The organism is Streptomyces sp. NPDC104761, from assembly GCF_055583445.1.
Genome location: NZ_JBVJNZ010000005.1, coordinates 286123 through 303991, shown reverse-complemented (window position 1 = coordinate 303991; position 17869 = coordinate 286123). Strand labels below are relative to the sequence as shown.

The window sequence follows — 17869 nt, the reverse complement described above, 5'->3', positions numbered from 1 at the left end:
CGAGGTTCCTCTCCGTCGCCTGCGAGGTGAGCTGTCGGGTTCGGGCCCGGGGAGTGCCCGGCCGCACCGCCCGAAGGCGATACGACTTCACCCCTAGCCGTTCCGGAACGACGTCTGTTCTGTGACGTCGGCCGCCCGGTCCGGCGACTTACCTGGGTCCCCCGCTCCTGCCGTGCGAATGATCTCGTCGATGGGTCATTACGGGCGGCGGCAGGATTCGGCGTCCGCCCGGCGAGCCGGAACGTATGCGACAGCACATGTCCGGAACAAGAGCCTGATGCGCACAACGTGCCGATTAGCCTTGATCCGCGCCGTATGGACCGCTTGATCCTTTGCGACTGCCAACCCTCAACTGGCTTACAGGGAAAGGAAAGGAGGGTTGCCTTGCGCGCCCTGCGGCATTTAGGTGCACGTGACCTACTTCACGAATTCGCAATAGCGGCAAATCGGGCATTCGAGACTGATGGAATCCGCCTTTTCCTGGTTCGGCGGAATAGTGCCCGGCTCGTATTCGTTGGGATTCCACTCCGGAGTGTCCCTGTGTGGATGATTAGCGAGATTAGTCCGAATTGAGGCGCTCCATGAACTTCAGGCCGATTCTGGTCGGATCAGGGGAGTGGGCGGGTGCCGCCGGTCGGACTCAACGCCGCAGGTGAGGCTGCTGGTTGGCGGTCCGGGTACGGAGTGCGTGCCGAGGGTCGGCGTGCGTACGCGTGATTCTCGTCACGTCGGGGGAAGGGTGCCGGGGGATCGGGATCGTCGGTGTGAGGGCCCGTCGTGAAGGCGGAACCTCCTCTGCGGTGTGAGTCGTTGACATGACGGGAGTCTGGGCGGGGACCCGGGCGTGAGATGTCCCTGCGGGCCGGCCGGGGGAGCCTGCGGGCCACCGCGTGCGCGCGTGGGGGTGTTGTTCCGTCGGCCGACGGGACGGCGGTCGGGGAGGTGCGCATCACGGTCAGGGAGGTGCGCATCCAGGAGTCGCAGGCCGAGGGGCGTGGGTCGACGGAACGTGGAGGTCGCCGTGCGTGGTCCCGTGGAGGAAGGGTGTGCGGACGGGGGTGGAATGCCGCCGTTCGTGCATCGGGTGTCCTCGTCGGCCTGGCAGGGTGGGGGAGAGGGGTACGCCCGGGCAGGTGACGCCCGCCGGGGGGAGTGGGGCGGGTTCCGGGCGGCGGCCGTCCGGAGGGTTCGTTGCCGGACGGATCCGGGGCGTCACCCGGGACCCGGGCCCGGCGTGGAGGCCGGTGCGGGACACGGCCTGGGCCTCGGTTCGGGACAACTGACCGCACTTCCTGTTAAGTCAGTAGATGTCATGTCGTATCAGCTGATCAAAAACATAACGGTCGTGATCCGATAGCGCCCGGGGTGTAACCGTGGGCGCTATCGGTGATCGAAACCTGACCGGATACGCTGACTTGAGTGATGGCAGCGACCTATCGACAAACCGTGTAATCGCCAGTAGACACCAGCAGACAGGAGACCCCTCGTGACCGTCGTCGGGCCGTTCGGGCTGAGCGTGCGGGACCAGGCTCTGGAAGCCGATGTCCAGGCCGGATTGACGGCTGTCGAGGAAGGCTTGCTAGACGCCACCAAGAGCGAGGTCCCGTTCATCACGGAGGCCGCCCAGCATCTCGTGCGGGCCGGGGGGAAGCGGTTCCGTCCGCTGCTGGTGATGCTCGCCGCGCAGTTCGGCGACCCGTACGCGCCCGGTGTCGTGCCGTCGGCCGTCGTCGTCGAGCTCACCCACCTGGCCACGCTGTACCACGACGACGTGATGGACGAGGCCGCCGTACGCCGCGGTGTCGACAGTGCCAACACCCGCTGGGGCAATTCGCTCGCTGTCCTCACCGGCGACTTCCTCTTCGCCCGCGCCTCCCAGATCCTTGCCGACCTCGGTCCCGAGGCGGTCCGGGTCCAGGCCCTCGCGTTCGAACGGCTGGTGACCGGTCAGATCCTGGAGACGGCCGGCCCGTCGGACGGCCGTGACCCGGTCGAGCACTACCTCGACGTGCTCAGCGGCAAGACCGGCTCGCTGGTCGCGGTCTCCTGCCGCTTCGGCGCGATGCTGTCCGGTGCCGACGAGACGGTCGTCGACGTCCTCACCCAGTACGGCGAACGGCTCGGCGTCGCCTTCCAGCTCGCCGACGACGTCCTGGACATCGCCTCCGACTCGCGCGAGTCCGGGAAGACCCCGGGGACGGACCTCCGCGAGGGCGTGCCCACGCTTCCGGTGCTGCGGCTGCGGGAGCGGGCGGCCCGGCTGGGGCTGGCCGAGGACATCGCCCTGTGCGAGCTGCTGGACTCCGACCTCACGGACGACGCGCGGCACGCGGAGGCCCTGACGGCGCTGCGGGCGCATCCGGCGCTGGAGCAGGCCCGCCGGGACGCGGTCCGGTACGCGGAGGAGGCGCGGGCCGCGCTGAGTCCGCTCCCGGAATGCGACGCGAAGACGGCGCTCGTGGAGCTGTGCGACGCGGTGGTGCACCGAGCCGGATAGGCCTTCGGCGACTGCGCTCCGGGTGCCGTCGTCGGCGTCCCCCGTCGGGGGACTATGTGTTCGTACGGCACTGAGCGGAGCGGACACGGCGCGTGGACCGGCCGGACACGGACCGTCGGCCGGCCGGACACGGACCGTGACAGGAGGCCTCTTCGCTGTACGACCCCTACGGGTCGGAGACGGCGCCTCCACCCTTGTGTCATACCGCAGGTGTACGCGGAGTTGGCTCCGTGGTCTGACGCTTACCCGCCCCCGATTTGGTGAGATGGAAGCCACGGAAATCACCACCACTCACCGATTCGGGTGAGAATGGCGGCTCAGGGTGGGACACGTGCGAGGACGGCCGCCGCCGACGACGGAGGTAAGGCACACATGGCACCGTACGAATCCGACGACAGCACGGGGGCCGCGCAGGCCGGCGACGAGCCGCGCGACGAGTTGCGCGCCGAGCGACGGCGCAAGGCCGCACGCTACGTCGTCCCCGTGGCGGTGGTGGGCGTGGCCGCTGCCACCATCGGCCTGGTCCCGGCGCTCGCCAACTCCGGCGACCCCGACCTGCCGAAGATCACCGCGCAGGAACTCATCGACAAGATCGCCAAGTCGGACGTGCAGCAGCTGTCCGGCACCGTGAAGATCAGTACGGACCTCGGCCTGCCCGACCTCGGCGGTCTGGAGAGCAGCCTGCTGTCCGGGGCGACGCAGGGCAGCGGCGACGGCTCGTCCGCCGACCCGACCAGCAAGCTCACCGAGCTGGCCTCCGGCACGCACACCCTGCGGGTGGCCGCCGACGGCCCCGAGAAGCAGAAGGTGTCGGTGCTGGAGAGCGGCGCCGAGTACAGCCTCATCCACAACGGCACCGACGTGTGGGGCTACGACAGCAAGTCCAACGAGGTCTACCACTCCACCGCCGCCGACTCCGGCAAGGCCGAGCAGCACGAAACCCCGGCCACGCCCAAGGACTTCGCCGACGAGGTCCTCAAGTCGGTCGACGACACCACCTCGGTGACGGTCGACGGCACCGCCCAGGTGGCCGGCCGGGACGCCTACCGGCTCGTCATCAAGCCCAAGCAGTCCGGTACGACGGTCGGCGCGATCAGCATCGCGGTGGACGCCAAGACCGGTACGCCGCTGAAGTTCACGCTCACCCCGTCGAGCGGCGGCGCGGCCGTCGTCGACGCCGGCTACACCCAGGTCAGCTTCGCGAAGCCGGCCGCCTCCACCTTCGACTTCACCCCGCCCAAGGGAGCCAAGGTCACCGAGGGCGACCAGGCGGGCAAGGCCGGCAAGACGGCTGGGGGCAACGGGACGGACCAGGGCGGCAAGGCCTCCGAGGGCCCCGGCGACGGCTCCGCCAAGGGCCTCGACAAGTCCGGCTTCGACGTCCTCGGCAAGGGCTGGAACTCCATAGCCGTCCTCGACACCGGCAGCAAGGGCGGCGTGCCCACCGGCTCCGCCTCCGGCGGCGGCGACCTGAGCGGCTTCCTCGGCTCGCTCGGCGACCCCGTCTCCGGCAAGTTCGGCAAGGGCACCGTCTTCTCCACCCGGCTGATCAACGCCCTGATGACGGACGACGGCAAGGTGTACGTCGGTGCCGTGGACAAGGCCGCACTGGTGAAGGCGGCCAACGCGGGCTAGCAGGGGCAGCGCGGGTGCGGTGGGTACCCTCTGCCGCACGACGAATCGAGGGAGCCGATGGACCGACCGTCCGCCACGGAGCGGGAGCCGGAGGACTCCGGGGGCTCCGGGCACCCCAGGGACTCCGGGCCCCCCGGGGACCTGGGCGACCTGGGGGACGGCGCGCCGGTGGCCGCGGGTGTCATCGACACCCGCGGCCTCACCAAGCGCTACCGCGGAGGACAGCTCGCCGTGGACGGTCTCGACCTGACCGTCCCCGCGGGCAGCGTCTTCGGCTTCCTCGGCCCGAACGGCTCGGGCAAGACCACCACCATCCGCATGCTGATGGGCCTGATCGCGCCCACCTCGGGTACCGCCCGCGTCCTCGGCCACCCGATGCCGCGCGCCTCCCGCGTCGTACTGCCGCACGTCGGTGCCCTCATCGAGGGCCCGGCGCTCTACGGCTTCCTCTCCGGCCGCGACAACCTGCTGCGGTACGACGCCGCCGACCCGGCCGCCGACCCGCGCACCCGGCGCGCCCGCGTGGAGGCCGCGCTGGACCGGGTGGGTCTCGGGGCCGCCGCCGCGAAGAAGGCGAAGGCCTACTCCCTCGGGATGAAGCAGCGTCTGGGTCTCGCCGCCGCGCTGCTCCAGCCCCGCAGGCTGCTGGTCCTCGACGAGCCGACCAACGGCCTCGACCCGCAGGGCATGCGGGAGATCCGTTCCCTGGTGCGGGAGCTGGCCGGGGACGGCACGACCGTGTTCCTCTCCTCCCACCTCCTCGACGAGATCGAGCAGGTCTGCACCCACGCGGCCGTGATGGCGCAGGGCCGGCTGATCGCCCAGGGCGCGGTGGCCGACCTGGCGGCCAGGGCGCGCGGCCGGCTCGTGGTGACCACCCCGGACCCCGGTGAGGCGGCCCGGGTACTCAAGGAACAGGGCGTCGCGGACGTCGTCGCCGCCGAGGACCGGGTGACCGGCGAGCCACCCGAGCGCGACCTCGCCGAGGTCAACGCGGCGCTCGTCACGGCGGGCGTCCGGGTCCGCGGCTTCACCGTGGAACGGGCCTCGCTGGAGGACGCGTTCGTGGCACTGACGGGAGAGGGCTTCGATGTCGCGGGCTGACCTGGCCGTCGTGGACACGGCGGCCGCACGGCCGAACCCGCTGTGGAGCCTCGGCCTGCTGCGCAGCGAACTCGTCACCACGTTCCGCCGGTGGCGCACCCTCGCCCTGCTCGGCGTGCTGGCGGCGGTGCCGATACTCGTCGGGGTCGCCGTCAGGATCGAGACGCGCGGCGGCGGGCAGGTCGGCCGGGGCGGCGGCGAAGGCCCGGCGTTCATCAGCCAGGTCACCAACAACGGACTGTTCCTGGTGTTCACGGCGCTGGCCGCGACCCTCCCGTTCTTCCTGCCGATGGCCGTCGGGGTGGTCGCCGGCGACGCGGTCGCGGGCGAGGCCGACGCCGGCACGCTGCGTTATCTCCTGGTCGCCCCGGCGGGCCGCACCCGCCTCCTGCTCGCCAAGTACGCGACGACGATGGCCTTCTGCCTGGTCGCGACCCTGGTGGTCGCGGCCTCCGCGCTCGCCGTGGGCGCGCTCTTCTTCCCGCTCGGCGACCTGACGACGATCTCCGGCACCCGGATCTCCTTCGCCGACGGCCTCGGCCGCGCCCTGCTGATCGCTCTGGTGGTCGCCGCGTCCCTGGCCGGCGTCGCCGCCCTCGGCCTGTTCGTGTCCACCCTGACCAACAGCGGCATCGCGGCGATGGCGACGACCGTGGGCCTGGTCATCACGGTCCAGATCCTCGACCAGATACCCCAGCTGCACGCACTGCAGCCGTACTTCTTCTCCCACTACTGGCTGTCCTTCGCCGACCTGATGCGCGACCCCGTGTACTGGGACGACCTGGTCAAGAACCTGGAGCTGCAGGCCCTGTACACGGCGGTGTTCGGATCGGCGGCCTGGGCACGGTTCACGACGAGGGGCATCACCGCCTAGCGGTGCCCGCACCATCCTGGCCCGGCCCGCGCTCCGGTCCGTCCGCGCCCCGCCGGGGCTCCTTCCTGGTGCGAGGCTGTGACGTCGCGGTGACGCGCGAGTCGTTGCGAGCGGAGACACTGGGTCGTACGCACGAGTACGACCTGGGTACGACCGGATGGTGACGCCGGGGGAATGAGGGCCGATGTCCCGACTCAGCCGCGAGGAGAAGCGGGAAGTCCAGCTGGAGGGGCGCCTGGCACCGGTCGACGTCCGGGTGGCGGGCGCGGCCGCTTCCGTGGACGGCGTACCGCTGCTCCCGGGCCCCGGCGAGGAACCCCAGCAAGCGGTCCTCAACCACCTCCAGCGCCTCGCCCGCGCCGCAGGCCGCCCGGTCCTCGCCACCGTCCACGACACGCGCATCGGCTACGTCGTCCCCCTCCAGGTGAACCTGGACGGCTCCAGCAGCTTCACCGGCGACCCGGTACGGCTGGCCCCACCGGCCCCCGAGCCGAAGGAACAGCCCGCGCCGAAGGCATCCGCACCGGCCGGACCGGCACCGACCGGACCGGCACCGGCCGGACCGGCACCGGCCCGACCCGCGTCGACGGGACTCGTGCAGGCCGTGGCCCCGGAGTTCCCCCGGCAGGGGGTGCACGCGGAACCGCACCCGCTCGCCGTCCCGCCGGCCCCGCCCGCGCCGTCGGCCCCCTCGGCCGTGGAACCGCCCCTGCCGCCCGCGCCCGGTACCGTGCGCCCGCCCACCGGCGTCTTCGGCCCGCCGCCCGTGATGAGCCCCCCTGCCCCCGCTCCGGCCCCAGCCGCCGCCCCCGCGCCCGCCCCCGAAGAGCCGGTGGCCGACCGGTACCCGAAGGCGGACCCCGACCCCCGTTCCACCCCCACCCCCGCGCGCGGCTTCGACGCGGTCGCCGAGGAGGTGCTCGGGGACGAGCCCGTGACGCTGACGGCGGAAGGGGCCGCGCTGCTCACCGAGCCGGTGGCGCGGATCAACGAGGCCGTCCGGACGGGCCGTATCGAAGCGGCGGCCGAGCTCGCGGAGCGCACCGTCGCCGAGGCCGCCGCGGTCCTCGGCGACGACCACACCGAGGTACTGCACCTGGGCGAGCTCACCGCGTACATCTCCTACCTGGCGGGCGAACCGGTGCGGGCCTTCCACCTCTCCCTCGACCTGGCGCGGCAGCGCCGGCACGCGGGGGACGGTGAGGCGGCGTACGGGAACGTGCGGAGCGCGGCGACCGCCTGGCGCGCGGTGCGCGACCCCGAGCACGGGCTGCGCCTGGGCCGCGAACTGATCGACCTGTGGGCACGGCTCGCCACCGAGGACGGCCCGGCGGCCGACGACGCCGAGGAACTGGAGTCGGCCCACGCCCGGATGGCCCGCCTCACCGAACGCGCCCGCCGCGCGGCCGGAAACGCCTGAGCACCGCCGCTGCCGTCACTGCACGCAGAACCCGTCACTGCACGCAGAACTCGTTGCCCTCCGGGTCGGCCATCACGGTCCACGCCCCGGAGGGCTCGGAGACATGCCGCACCACGGCAGCGCCCAGCGCCTCCAGCCGCGCCACCTCGTCCGCCCGCTTCCCCTCCCCGGCGTGCAGGTCGATGTGGAGCCTGTTCTTGCCGGACTTCGCCTCCGGCACCCGCTGGAACAGCAGCCGCCGCCCCAGCCCCGTCCCGCGCTCCTCGTCGTACGGGTCCTCCGGGTGCCGTACGGCGATCAGGTCGCGGAAGGCGGCACGCCCGTGGTACTCCAGGGTCGCCGCGCGCGGCAGCGCGCCCAGTTCCAGCAGCCGTGTCACGAACGCGCTGTTGTCCTCTGCCACGTAGTGCAGCGCGGCGGCCCAGAAGTCGGCCTGCGCGTGCGGGTCACGCGCGTCGACGACGAGCTTCCAGTGCAGGGGTGCGGGAGTCTGCGTCATGCCGCCCACTTATAGCCGACGGCTCTGACGGTCACACCTGACTTGCGGGAGTCTCCGCGACCGGGGCGGCCGGCCGTGGTAGAGGTGCTTCCGCGAGCGCCCGCGCGCCCCGGCGGGCGGTGCGCAGCGCGTCCCAGGTGAGCAGAGCGAGGGCGAGCCAGACCAGGACGAAGCCGGCCCAGCGCGCGGCCGGCATCGCCTCGTGGAAGTAGAGGATGCCGAGCAGGAACTGGAAGACCGGCGCCAGGTACTGCAGCAGGCCGAGCGTGGAGAGCGGCACGCGGATCGCGGCGGCGCCGAAGCAGACCAGCGGGACGGCGGTGACGATGCCGGTGGAGGCGAGCAGGGCGGCATGTCCCGCGCCGTCGTTGACGAAGCTGGACTCGCCGTGGCCGGCCAGCCACAGCAGATAGCCGAGTGCAGGCAGGAACTGGATCGCGGTCTCCGCCGCGAGTGACTCGATGCCGCCGAGGTTGACCTTCTTCTTGACGAGTCCGTAGGTGGCGAAGGAGAAGGCTAGGACGAGGGAGATCCACGGCGGCTGCCCGTAGCCGACGGCCAGGACGACGACGGCGGCGAAGCCGACGCCCACCGCCGCCCACTGCGCGGGCCGCAGCCGTTCCTTCAGCAGCAGCACGCCCATGGCGATGGTCACCAGGGGGTTGATGAAGTAGCCGAGGGAGGCCTCGACCACGTGCCCGGCGTTCACGGCCCAGATGTAGACGCCCCAGTTGACGGTGATCACGGCGGCGGCGACCGTCACCAGGGCCAGCCTGCGCGGCTGGCGCAGTAGCTCGCCCGCCCAGGCCCAGCGCCGTACGAAGACGAGTGCGACGGCGACGAAGAGGAGGGACCACACCATCCGGTGGGCCAGGATCTCCACCGACCCGGCGGGCTTCAGCAGCGGCCAGAACAGGGGGACCAGCCCCCACATCCCGTAGGCCGCGAAGCCGTTCACCAGTCCTGTCCGCCGCTCACCCTTCGATATGTCGGCCACCGGCCCTCCTCACACCCAGCTTCAGCCCGCCGGGACGAAGGTAGCGCCGAGCACCCCGGTCTGTCATGGCCGTATCGACATACGGTCATGACAGACCGGGGTGGGTCGTTTCTGCCGGGATTACTTGAGCGCGGCGGCGATCGCCTCGGAGATCGGGGAGGTCGGGCGTCCGGTCAGGCGGGAGAGGTCGCCGGAGTCGACGACCAGCTCGCCCTTGGCGATGGACGCGTCGACGTCGACCAGGATCGCGGCGAACGTCTCCGGCACGCCGGCGCCGGTCAGGATGCCCTGGAGCACCTCGCCGGGCACGGAGTTGTAGGCGATCTCCCTGCCGGTCTGCCGGGCGACCTCGGCCGCGTACTCGGCGAAGTCCCAGGCGGTGTCGCCGCCGAGCTCGTACGTCCGGTTCTCGTGGCCCTCGCCGGTCAGCACGGCGACCGCGGCGGCCGCGTAGTCGGCGCGGGAGGCCGAGGAGACCCGGCCCTCACCTGCGGCCGCGACGACGGCGTTGTGCTCCAGGACCGGGGCGAGGTTCTCGGTGTAGTTCTCGTGGTACCAGCCGTTGCGCAGCAGGGTGTACGGCAGGCCGGAGGCGAGCAGCACCTCCTCGGTGGCGCGGTGGTCGTCCACCAGCGAGGCGTGCAGGCTGCCCGGGGCGCTGGTGTACGCCAGCAGGGCCACGCCGGCCGCCTTCGCGGCGTCGATGACGACCTTGTGCTGGCCGGGACGGCCCTTGTCGAACTCGTTGCCGGAGATCAGCAGCACCTTGTCGCCGGCGGCGAAGAGGCCGTCGAAGGTCTCGGGGGCGTTGTAGTCCGCGACGGCGATCGTCACGCCCGCGGCGGCGAAGTCGGCGGCCTTGGCCTCGTCGCGCACGACGGCGGTGATCTGCTCGGCCGGCACCTTCTCCAGCAGTTGCGACACGACGTGACGGCCGAGGTGTCCGGTGGCTCCGGTGACAACGATGCTCATGGTGTGCGATCTCCTTGTGGGGTTCCGTTGTCACTAACCCTAGGGGTGGCGCTAACCAAAGGAAAGTACCCACTTTGAAGTAAGGTACTGGCATGACCGTAAGTGCCGCCGAAGCCGATGTGCCCAAGACCGCAACGGCCGCGAAGACCGCGAAGTACGTCGTCGGCGTGGAGATGTGCCCCTACCGCCTGGTCCTGGAGCACGTCACCAGCCGCTGGGGCGTCCTGGTCCTGATCGAGCTCCTCGACCGCCCCCATCGCTTCAGCGAGCTGCGCCGCGCGATCGGCCGGGTCAGCGAGAAGATGCTCACCCAGACCCTGCAGACCCTGGAACGCGACGGCCTCGTCCACCGCGACGCCAAGCCCGTCATCCCGCCCCGGGTCGACTACTCCCTCACCGATCTCGGCCGCGAGGCCGCTCAGCAGGTGCGGGACCTGGCGCTGTGGACCGAGCGGCGGATGGCGGACGTGGAGCGGGCCAGGGAGGCCTACGACGAAGCAAAGCGCACCTGAGGGCCCGTTGAGCCCCGGAGCGCGAAACTGAGCTCCCGTCCCCCGGGAAGCGAACGGGGCCCGGACGCACCGTCCGGGCCCCGCTCGAGGTTTCCTCGGGACCGCGTCAGCCCACGACCGTCCAGGTGTCCCCGCCGGCCAGCAGCGCCGCGAGGTCGCCCTTGCCGTGCTGTTCGACCGCGGTGTCCAGCTGCCCGGACATCTGGACGTCGTAGACGGGCCGTTCCACCGAGCGGAAGACGCCGACGGGCGTGTGGTGCAGGGTGTCGGGGTCGGCCAGTCGGGACAGCGCGAAGGCCGTGGTGGGGGAGGGGGAGCGGGCGTCGTGGACGAGGACCTCGGACTCGTTGTCCGCTGTCACGTCGACCACCTTCAGGTCGCCGGTGAGCCGGTCGCGTACGACACCGCGCGCGCCGTCCGCGCCGAAGCGGATGGGCTTCCCGTGCTCCAGGCGGATCAGCGCTTCTTCGGCCGACTGCTTGTCCTTGAGGGCGTCGAAGGCGCCGTCGTTGAAGATGTTGCAGTTCTGGTAGATCTCGATCAGGGCCGTGCCCGGGTGGGCGGCCGCCGCGCGCAGCACCTCGGTGAGGTGCTTGCGGTCGGAGTCGATCGTGCGGGCGACGAAGGAAGCCTCTGCGCCGAGCGCCAGCGACACCGGGTTGAACGGGGCGTCCAGCGAGCCCATCGGTGTCGACTTCGTGATTTTGCCGACCTCGGAAGTCGGTGAGTACTGCCCCTTCGTCAACCCGTAGATGCGGTTGTTGAAGAGGAGGATCTTCAGGTTGACGTTGCGGCGCAGGGCGTGGATGAGGTGGTTGCCGCCGATGGACAGCGCGTCACCGTCACCGGTCACCACCCACACCGACAGGTCACGCCTGCTGGTCGCCAGCCCGGTCGCGATCGCGGGGGCGCGGCCGTGGATGGAGTGCATGCCGTAGGTGTTCATGTAGTACGGGAAGCGCGACGAGCAGCCGATGCCCGAGACGAAGACGATGTTCTCCTTCGCCAGCCCCAGCTCCGGCATGAACCCCTGGACGGCGGCGAGGATCGCGTAGTCACCGCAGCCCGGGCACCAGCGCACCTCCTGGTCGGACTTGAAGTCCTTCATGGACTGCTTGGCCTCGGCCTTGGGGACGAGCTGCAGCAGTCCGTCGGCGGCCTGGGCATGAGTCGTGGACCCGGCCCGTGCGTCGGTTCCGGCGGCGGTCGTGGCGTCGGTCATGGCGTCAGTCATGGATGGCCTCCTTGAGCGCCGTGGCGAGCTGCTCGGCCTTGAACGGCATGCCGTTGACCTGGTTGTACGAATGTGCGTCCACCAGGTACTTCGCCCGGATGAGGGTGGCGAGCTGACCCAGGTTCATCTCCGGGATCACCACCTTGTCGTAACTCTTCAGCACGGTGCCGAGATTGCGCGGGAACGGGTTGAGGTGCCGCAGGTGCGCCTGAGCGATCGGCTCGCCGGCCGCGCGCAGCCGCCGTACCGCCGCCGTGATCGGCCCGTACGTCGACCCCCAGCCCAGTACCAGGGTCCTGGCGCCGTCCGGGTCGTCCACCTCGATGTCGGGGACGTCGATGCCGTCGATCTTGGCCTGCCGGGTGCGGACCATGAAGTCATGGTTGGCGGGGTCGTAGGAGATGTTGCCCGTGCCGTCCTGCTTCTCGATGCCGCCGATGCGGTGCTCCAGGCCGGGCGTGCCGGGAACCGCCCACGGGCGGGCCAGGGTCTGCGGGTCGCGTTTGTACGGCCAGAAGACCTCGGTGCCGTCCTCCAGGGTGTGGTTGGGGCCGCTCGCGAACTGCACCCGCAGGTCGGGCAGCTCCTCCAGCTCCGGGATCCGCCACGGCTCGCTGCCGTTGGCCAGGTAGCCGTCGGAGAGCAGCATCACGGGTGTCCGGTAGGTCAGCGCGATCCGGGCCGCCTCCAGCGCCGCGTCGAAGCAGTCGGCCGGCGTCCGCGGGGCGATCACCGGGACCGGCGCCTCGCCGTTGCGGCCGTACATCGCCTGCAGCAGGTCCGCCTGCTCGGTCTTGGTCGGCAGCCCGGTGGACGGCCCGCCCCGCTGGATGTCGACGACCAGCAGGGGCAGCTCCAGCGAGACCGCGAGCCCGACCGTCTCCGCCTTCAGGGCGACACCGGGGCCGGAGGTCGTCGTCACGGCCAGCGAGCCGCCGAACGCCGCTCCCAGGGCCGCGCCGATGCCGGCGATCTCGTCCTCGGCCTGGAAGGTCCGCACACCGAAGTTCTTGTGCTTGGACAGCTCGTGCAGGATGTCGGAGGCCGGGGTGATCGGGTACGACCCGAGGAACAGCGGCAGATCCGCCTGCCGGGACGCGGTGACCAGGCCGTAGGCGAGGGCCAGGTTCCCGGAGATGTTCCGGTAGGTGCCGACCGGGAAGGCGGTCGTCGCCGGGGCGATCTCGTAGGAGACGGCGAAGTCCTCCGTCGTCTCGCCGAAGTTCCAGCCCGCGCGGAAGGCGACCAGGTTGGCCTTCATGACCTCGGGCTTGCGGGCGAACTTCTGCTGGAGGAATCTCTCCGTGCCCTCGGTAGGCCGGTGGTACATCCATGACAGGAGGCCGAGCGCGAACATGTTCTTGCTGCGCTCGGCCTCCTTGCGGCTGAGGTCGAATTCCTTCAGAGCCTCCACGGTCAGCGTGGTCAGCGGCACCGGATGGAGGTTGTAGCCGTCGAGCGAACCGTCCTCCAGGGGCGAGGTGTCGTAGCCGACCTTCTGCATCGCCCGTTTGGTGAACTCGTCCGTGTTGACGATGATCTCCGCGCCGCGCGGCAGGTCCCCGATGTTCGCCTTCAGGGCGGCCGGGTTCATCGCGACCAGTACGTTCGGCGCGTCACCCGGGGTGAGGATGTCGTGGTCGGCGAAGTGCAGCTGGAACGAGGAAACCCCCGGCAGAGTGCCTGCGGGGGCCCGGATCTCGGCGGGGAAGTTCGGCAGGGTCGACAGATCGTTGCCGAAGGACGCGGTCTCCGACGTGAACCGGTCACCGGTGAGCTGCATACCGTCACCCGAGTCCCCCGCGAACCGGATGATCACCCGATCGAGGCGCCGGACGGCCTTCACGCCGCCCGGCTTGCGCTGCTCTCCCACGACGGTTCCGTCGGCCTGTTCCGTTGTCCTGCTGACCTGGCTGGTCACTGAACTGGACCTCCTTCGAGGCGGCTGTCCGGGGGTGGCCGTCCCACGGTCCATCCCGCAATCAACCCTACGTCGGTTAGGGTCGCCTTCCCGTGCCTGCTCGCATGCTGGACGGAGTTCTGAGACGACCTGTCGCCCTGACTTGTCACGATTTTCCCTCCCCCTGGCCGCCTTCCGGTGCCGACACGGTGCCGTCGGCCCCGTCAGGAGTTCAGATACGTCAGAACGGCCAGAACACGCCGGTGGTCACCGTCGCTCTGGGAGAGCCCCAGCTTGAGGAAGATGTTGCTGACGTGCTTCTCGACGGCACCGTCGCTCACGACCAGCTGCCGGGCGATCGCCGAGTTCGTCCGTCCCTCGGCCATCAGCCCCAGCACCTCCCGCTCCCGCGGGGTGAGGCCCGCAAGGACGTCCTGCTTCCGGCTCCGCCCGAGCAACTGGGCGACGACCTCCGGGTCGAGTGCGGTACCCCCTTCGGCGACCCGCACCACCGCGTCCACGAACTCCCGCACCTCGGCGACCCGGTCCTTCAGCAGATACCCCACGCCACGGCTGGAACCGGCCAGCAGTTCGGTGGCGTAGCGCTCCTCCACGTACTGCGACAGCACCAGCACCCCGAGCCCCGGATGCGCCTTCCGCAGCCGTACGGCGGCCCGCACGCCCTCGTCGGTGTGTGTCGGCGGCATCCGCACGTCCGCGACGACCACGTCCGGCAGCGCGTCCTGGGCATCCAGATCGGCGATGGTCTTGACCAGTGCCTCCGCGTCCCCGACGCCTGCGACGACGTCATGCCCCCGGTCGGTCAGCAGCCGGGTCAGCCCCTCTCTGAGCAGCACGGAATCCTCGGCGATGACCACCCGCACCCTGTCCTCCACGATCTCCCGGCCCCCCCACACCCCGTCCGGCGTACATGCCTGCCCTGTCCGAAAGTCCAGCATTCCAGCATTCGGATCGGAGTGCGTGCGGGTAACGAGAGGAGGCGAACCAAATCAGGCCGCCCGGCCCCCGTCCCTCCGGCGCCTGACGACGACGACCGGAGCCGCCCCCCTCCGCCGGGATCGGCGTTCGAGGACGGGGACCGGGCGGCACCACATTTCAGCCCGTTCGGCGTTCGAGGACGAAGACCCCGGCCCCCATCTCAGCCCGTCCGGCGTTCGAGGACGAAGACCCCGGCCCCCCATCTCAGCCCGTCCGGCGTTTGAGGACGAAGACCCCGGCCCCCCATCTCAGCCCGTCCGGCGTTTGAGGACGAGGCCGGAGGCCGATGCGGGGGTCCGGGGGCGGCAGCCCCCGAAACGGGCGGTCGAAGGGGGCCCACCCCCTGGAGGACGGGACGGGTAGGGGCGGCGGGGGCGAAGAACCCGCCCTCAGCCCCGCCAGGGCAGCTCCGCCGTCACCCGCGTGGGCCCGCCCACCGGCGAGTCCACCACCAGGATCCCGTCGACCGCGTCCAGCCGCTCGGCCAACCCCGCCAGGCCCGACCCCCGCGCCGTGTCCGCACCCCCCACCCCGTCGTCCACGACCTGCAGCATCAGCCGGTCTGCGCTCCGCCACACATCGACCGCCGCCTCACTCGCCCGCGCGTGCTTGCTGATGTTCTGCAGCAGTTCGGACACCGTGAAGTACGCGATCCCCTCGATCGCCGCCGCCGGCCGCTCCGCCAGGTCGACCTCCACCCGCACCGGCACCGTGCACCGCGACGCCACCGAGGACAGCGCCGCGTCCAGCCCGCGGTCGGTCAGCACGGCCGGATGGATCCCGCGGGCCAGGTCCCGCAACTCCTGCAGCGCGGTCTTCACCTCACCGTGTGCCTCGTCCACCATCCGCGCCGCGACCTGCGGATCCTCCCGCAGCTTCTCCTTCGCCAGCCCCAGATCCATGGCCAGCGCCACCAGCCGCGCCTGCGCCCCGTCGTGCAGGTCACGCTCGATGCGCCGCAGGTCGGCGGCGGCCGTGTCCACGACGACCCCGCGGTCCGACTCCAGCTCCACCACCCGCGACGCCAGCTTCGACGGCCCCAGCAGCCCGCTCACCATCACCCGGTCGACCAGCGTCAGTGCCCGGACGATCCACGGCGTGGCCAGCGTGAACAGCAGTCCCACCAACGCGGTCACGGTGATCTCGAACGGGTTGTCGAGGTAGACGCTGTGATGCGCGTCGCCGTACAGCTGGATCCCGCCCTGCCCGGCCCACATCGGGAACACCCAGAACCACAGCGGATACGTCAGCAGGGCCCAGCCGTACGCCCAGAAGGTGAGGGCGACGACGAAGGAGAACATCGACCAGGGGAACTGCAGGACCGCGTACAGCAGATGACGCCAGGACGTGCCGCTCTTCAGCACCGCGCCGATCCAGGCGAACAACCCGGGCTTGCGCATACGCAGCGGCTCCGGGTCGGCCACCTCCAGCTTCAGCAGCCCACGCGCGCGTGCCCGTTCCAGTGCCCCGAAGCCACGGCACCCGGCGAGGGCGACCGCCAGCAGCGGGATCCCGATGAAGGTCACCAGCAGACCGACACCGAGGGAGAGCATGGTCACGGTCCACACGAACAGCGTGACGCCGACCGGCAGGCCCAGCAGGACATAGCCGAACTCGCGCCGGCTGCGCGCCTCGAACGGCGCCCGCAGCACCGCCGGCACCCGATGCCGGCGCCCGCCGTACGGCTCGTATCCGTATCCGTATCCGTAGCCATGCCCGTGGTCCTGCCCGTGCCCGTACTCGTGCCGGTACTCGTGTCCGTACTCCGTGGCCATCGGCGCCGTCCCGTCCTCTCCCAGCCTCGTCGGCCCTGTCCGGCCGTATCTCCACCCTGCTCTGCCGCAGGTCGCGGAACCATGGAGTCCGTCGGCGTCTCGGAAGGGGGGTTTTCCCCACCCTCCGGCACTGCCGCTACGGCCGGTCGCGCCAGGGCAGCTCGGCGGTGACCGTCGTGGGGCCGCCGGCCGGTGAGTCGACGACGAACAGGCCGTCGACCGCGCCCAGCCGGTCCGCGAGCCCGCGCATCCCGGAACCGCCGTCCAGGCTCGCCCCGCCGCGCCCGTCGTCCCGCACCTGGATCAGCAGCCGGTCGTCGGCCCGCCACACGTCCACCGAGGCGGTACGCGCCCCGCTGTGCTTGCTGATGTTCTGCAGCAGTTCGGAGACGGTGAAGTAGGCGATGCCCTCGATCGCGGGCGCCGGTCTGGCCGGCAGGTCGGCGGTCACCTGGACCGGCACCGTGCAGCGCGAGGCGACCGACGACAGCGCCGCGTCCAGCCCCCGGTCGGTCAGCACCGCCGGATGGATGCCGCGGGCGAGGTCCCTGAGCTCCTGCAGCGCCAGTTTGACCTCGCCGTGCGCCTCCTCGACCATCGTGGCGGCGGCGTCGGGGTCCTCCAGCAGCTTCTCCTTCGCCAGACCGAGCCCCATCGCCAGATTGACGAGCCGCGCCTGCGCCCCGTCGTGCAGATCCCGCTCGATGCGCCGCAGGTCGGCGGCGGCCGTGTCGACGACCACGCCCCGGTCCGACTCCAGTTCGGCGATACGGCGCTCCAGCTCGTCGGAGGGTGACAGCAGGCCGCGCACCATCGCCCGGTCCACGTTCGACAGCCCGCGCGCGACGAACGGCAGCACCGGCCACAGCACGAACAGCGAGACCAGCGTGACGCAGAAGGTGAGAACCCCCCAGGGCAGCCGGATGAAGTCGTACAGCAGCGTCCGCCAGCCCACCGGGTCCTTCAGCGTCATCCACAGCCGCCCGGAGCCCGCCCCTCGCCTGGTCCACGGCAACGGGGTCGGCTCCTCCACCCGCACCCCGAGCAGCGCACGCGCGCGTGCCCGCTCCAGCTTCCCCAGCTGCCGAGCGCCCAGCAGGGTTGCGGCGAGCAGGGGGATGCCGATCACCGTCAGCGTCAGTACACCGCTCACCCACACCGTCGTGACGACATAGACGAAGCCGAACAGCGACATCGGGAGGTTCAGCAGGAGGTGTGCGATCTCCTTCCAGGTGTGGCCTTCGAAGGCGAAGCGCACGGGCGGCAGTCGCTCGCGGTCCTCGCCGGTGTCGGCGTAACCGGGGGATCGGGATGCTGATGCGGTCATATGCGCCAGCGTGCCGTGTGCCGGGGCGCGACGCCATGGAGTTCCCCGCCCGGGTCACCCTGGGGAAAACCCCACCAGGCGGCCCCGGTCCCGTGTCCCCCTGTCCCACCGTGTGACGGCCTGC

The 17869-nt window shown here is 71.1% G+C and carries 14 protein-coding genes and 1 riboswitch; of the genes, 6 read left to right on the top strand and 8 right to left on the bottom strand.

The genetic code is table 11. The features are described 5' to 3' along the window. Position 1: 1 nt before the first annotated feature. Positions 2 to 200, bottom strand: a riboswitch (cyclic di-AMP (ydaO/yuaA leader). A 1286-nt stretch (positions 201 to 1486) separates the two neighbouring features. The 5 genes from ACZ63F_RS16840 to ACZ63F_RS16820 all read left to right on the top strand — a co-directional run bounded on the left by ACZ63F_RS16840 (position 1487) and on the right by ACZ63F_RS16820 (position 7530). After that, positions 1487 to 2497, top strand: coding sequence for a polyprenyl synthetase family protein (locus ACZ63F_RS16840; protein ID WP_382725962.1), 1011 nt, complete (start codon positions 1487 to 1489; stop codon positions 2495 to 2497). A gap of 372 nt (positions 2498 to 2869) precedes the next feature. Continuing rightward, the gene (locus ACZ63F_RS16835) at positions 2870 to 4132 is read left to right on the top strand and encodes a LolA family protein (protein WP_469711800.1); all 1263 of its coding nucleotides are present in this window, start codon (positions 2870 to 2872) and stop codon (positions 4130 to 4132) included. A gap of 57 nt (positions 4133 to 4189) precedes the next feature. Beyond that, positions 4190 to 5236, top strand: a complete 1047-nt coding sequence (locus tag ACZ63F_RS16830) for an ABC transporter ATP-binding protein (protein WP_469711799.1) — start codon at positions 4190 to 4192, stop codon at positions 5234 to 5236. Beyond that, positions 5223 to 6110: an ABC transporter permease gene (locus ACZ63F_RS16825; protein WP_469711798.1), complete on the top strand. Its 888-nt coding sequence runs from the start codon at positions 5223 to 5225 to the stop codon at positions 6108 to 6110. The genes ACZ63F_RS16830 and ACZ63F_RS16825 overlap by 14 nt, the downstream gene beginning before the upstream one ends. A gap of 184 nt (positions 6111 to 6294) precedes the next feature. Continuing rightward, positions 6295 to 7530 (top strand): tetratricopeptide repeat protein, encoded by a 1236-nt coding sequence (locus ACZ63F_RS16820; RefSeq protein WP_469711797.1) that lies wholly within the window; start codon positions 6295 to 6297, stop codon positions 7528 to 7530. Positions 7531 to 7564: 34 nt separating this feature from the next. On the opposite strand, the gene ACZ63F_RS16815 is transcribed toward ACZ63F_RS16820, so the two are convergent. From ACZ63F_RS16815 to ACZ63F_RS16805, 3 genes are all read right to left on the bottom strand, one after another. Beyond that, entirely contained in the window at positions 7565 to 8029 is a 465-nt protein-coding gene (locus ACZ63F_RS16815; protein WP_469711795.1) for a VOC family protein, read from the bottom strand. Positions 8030 to 8060: 31 nt separating this feature from the next. Continuing rightward, entirely contained in the window at positions 8061 to 9026 is a 966-nt protein-coding gene (gene rarD / locus ACZ63F_RS16810; RefSeq protein WP_457697128.1) for an EamA family transporter RarD, read from the bottom strand. Between the two features lie 120 nt (positions 9027 to 9146). Then, positions 9147 to 9998, bottom strand: coding sequence for an SDR family oxidoreductase (locus ACZ63F_RS16805; RefSeq protein ID WP_469711793.1), 852 nt, complete (start codon positions 9996 to 9998; stop codon positions 9147 to 9149). Positions 9999 to 10090: 92 nt separating this feature from the next. On the opposite strand from ACZ63F_RS16805, the gene ACZ63F_RS16800 reads away from it, so the two are divergent. Further along, positions 10091 to 10510 carry a winged helix-turn-helix transcriptional regulator gene (locus ACZ63F_RS16800; protein WP_469711792.1) on the top strand — a complete coding sequence of 140 codons (420 nt, stop codon included), beginning with the start codon at positions 10091 to 10093 and terminating at the stop codon, positions 10508 to 10510. Between the two features lie 106 nt (positions 10511 to 10616). Here the strand turns inward: ACZ63F_RS16800 and ACZ63F_RS16795 are convergent, their stop codons facing one another. The 5 genes from ACZ63F_RS16795 to ACZ63F_RS16775 form a co-directional block, all read right to left on the bottom strand. Then, a complete protein-coding gene (locus ACZ63F_RS16795) occupies positions 10617 to 11618 on the bottom strand; it encodes a 2-oxoacid:ferredoxin oxidoreductase subunit beta (RefSeq protein ID WP_469712048.1) in 1002 nt (333 codons plus the stop codon). Between the two features lie 118 nt (positions 11619 to 11736). Next, complete coding sequence (locus ACZ63F_RS16790) at positions 11737 to 13665, bottom strand: 2-oxoacid:acceptor oxidoreductase subunit alpha (protein ID WP_469711791.1); 1929 nt, start codon at positions 13663 to 13665, stop codon at positions 11737 to 11739. Between the two features lie 203 nt (positions 13666 to 13868). Continuing rightward, positions 13869 to 14528, bottom strand: a complete 660-nt coding sequence (locus ACZ63F_RS16785) for a LuxR C-terminal-related transcriptional regulator (protein WP_469712046.1) — start codon at positions 14526 to 14528, stop codon at positions 13869 to 13871. A gap of 504 nt (positions 14529 to 15032) precedes the next feature. Further along, entirely contained in the window at positions 15033 to 16418 is a 1386-nt protein-coding gene (locus ACZ63F_RS16780) for a sensor histidine kinase (RefSeq protein ID WP_469711790.1), read from the bottom strand. A gap of 136 nt (positions 16419 to 16554) precedes the next feature. Next, a complete protein-coding gene (locus tag ACZ63F_RS16775; protein ID WP_469711788.1) occupies positions 16555 to 17745 on the bottom strand; it encodes a sensor histidine kinase in 1191 nt (396 codons plus the stop codon). Positions 17746 to 17869 lie beyond the last annotated feature (124 nt).

Excerpts from the sequence above, each read along its gene's own strand:
- ACZ63F_RS16835 (WP_469711800.1), top strand. The coding sequence starts at position 2,870 with ATGGCACCGTACGAATCCGACGACAGCACGGGGGCCGCGCAGGCCGGC.
- ACZ63F_RS16830 (WP_469711799.1), top strand. The coding sequence starts at position 4,190 with ATGGACCGACCGTCCGCCACGGAGCGGGAGCCGGAGGACTCCGGGGGC.
- ACZ63F_RS16825 (WP_469711798.1), top strand. The coding sequence starts at position 5,223 with ATGTCGCGGGCTGACCTGGCCGTCGTGGACACGGCGGCCGCACGGCCG.
- ACZ63F_RS16820 (WP_469711797.1), top strand. The coding sequence starts at position 6,295 with ATGTCCCGACTCAGCCGCGAGGAGAAGCGGGAAGTCCAGCTGGAGGGG.
- ACZ63F_RS16815 (WP_469711795.1), bottom strand. The coding sequence starts at position 8,029 with ATGACGCAGACTCCCGCACCCCTGCACTGGAAGCTCGTCGTCGACGCG.
- ACZ63F_RS16805 (WP_469711793.1), bottom strand. The coding sequence starts at position 9,998 with ATGAGCATCGTTGTCACCGGAGCCACCGGACACCTCGGCCGTCACGTC.
- ACZ63F_RS16800 (WP_469711792.1), top strand. The coding sequence starts at position 10,091 with ATGACCGTAAGTGCCGCCGAAGCCGATGTGCCCAAGACCGCAACGGCC.
- ACZ63F_RS16795 (WP_469712048.1), bottom strand. The coding sequence starts at position 11,618 with ATGAAGGACTTCAAGTCCGACCAGGAGGTGCGCTGGTGCCCGGGCTGC.
- ACZ63F_RS16780 (WP_469711790.1), bottom strand. The coding sequence starts at position 16,418 with ATGGCCACGGAGTACGGACACGAGTACCGGCACGAGTACGGGCACGGG.
- ACZ63F_RS16775 (WP_469711788.1), bottom strand. The coding sequence starts at position 17,745 with ATGACCGCATCAGCATCCCGATCCCCCGGTTACGCCGACACCGGCGAG.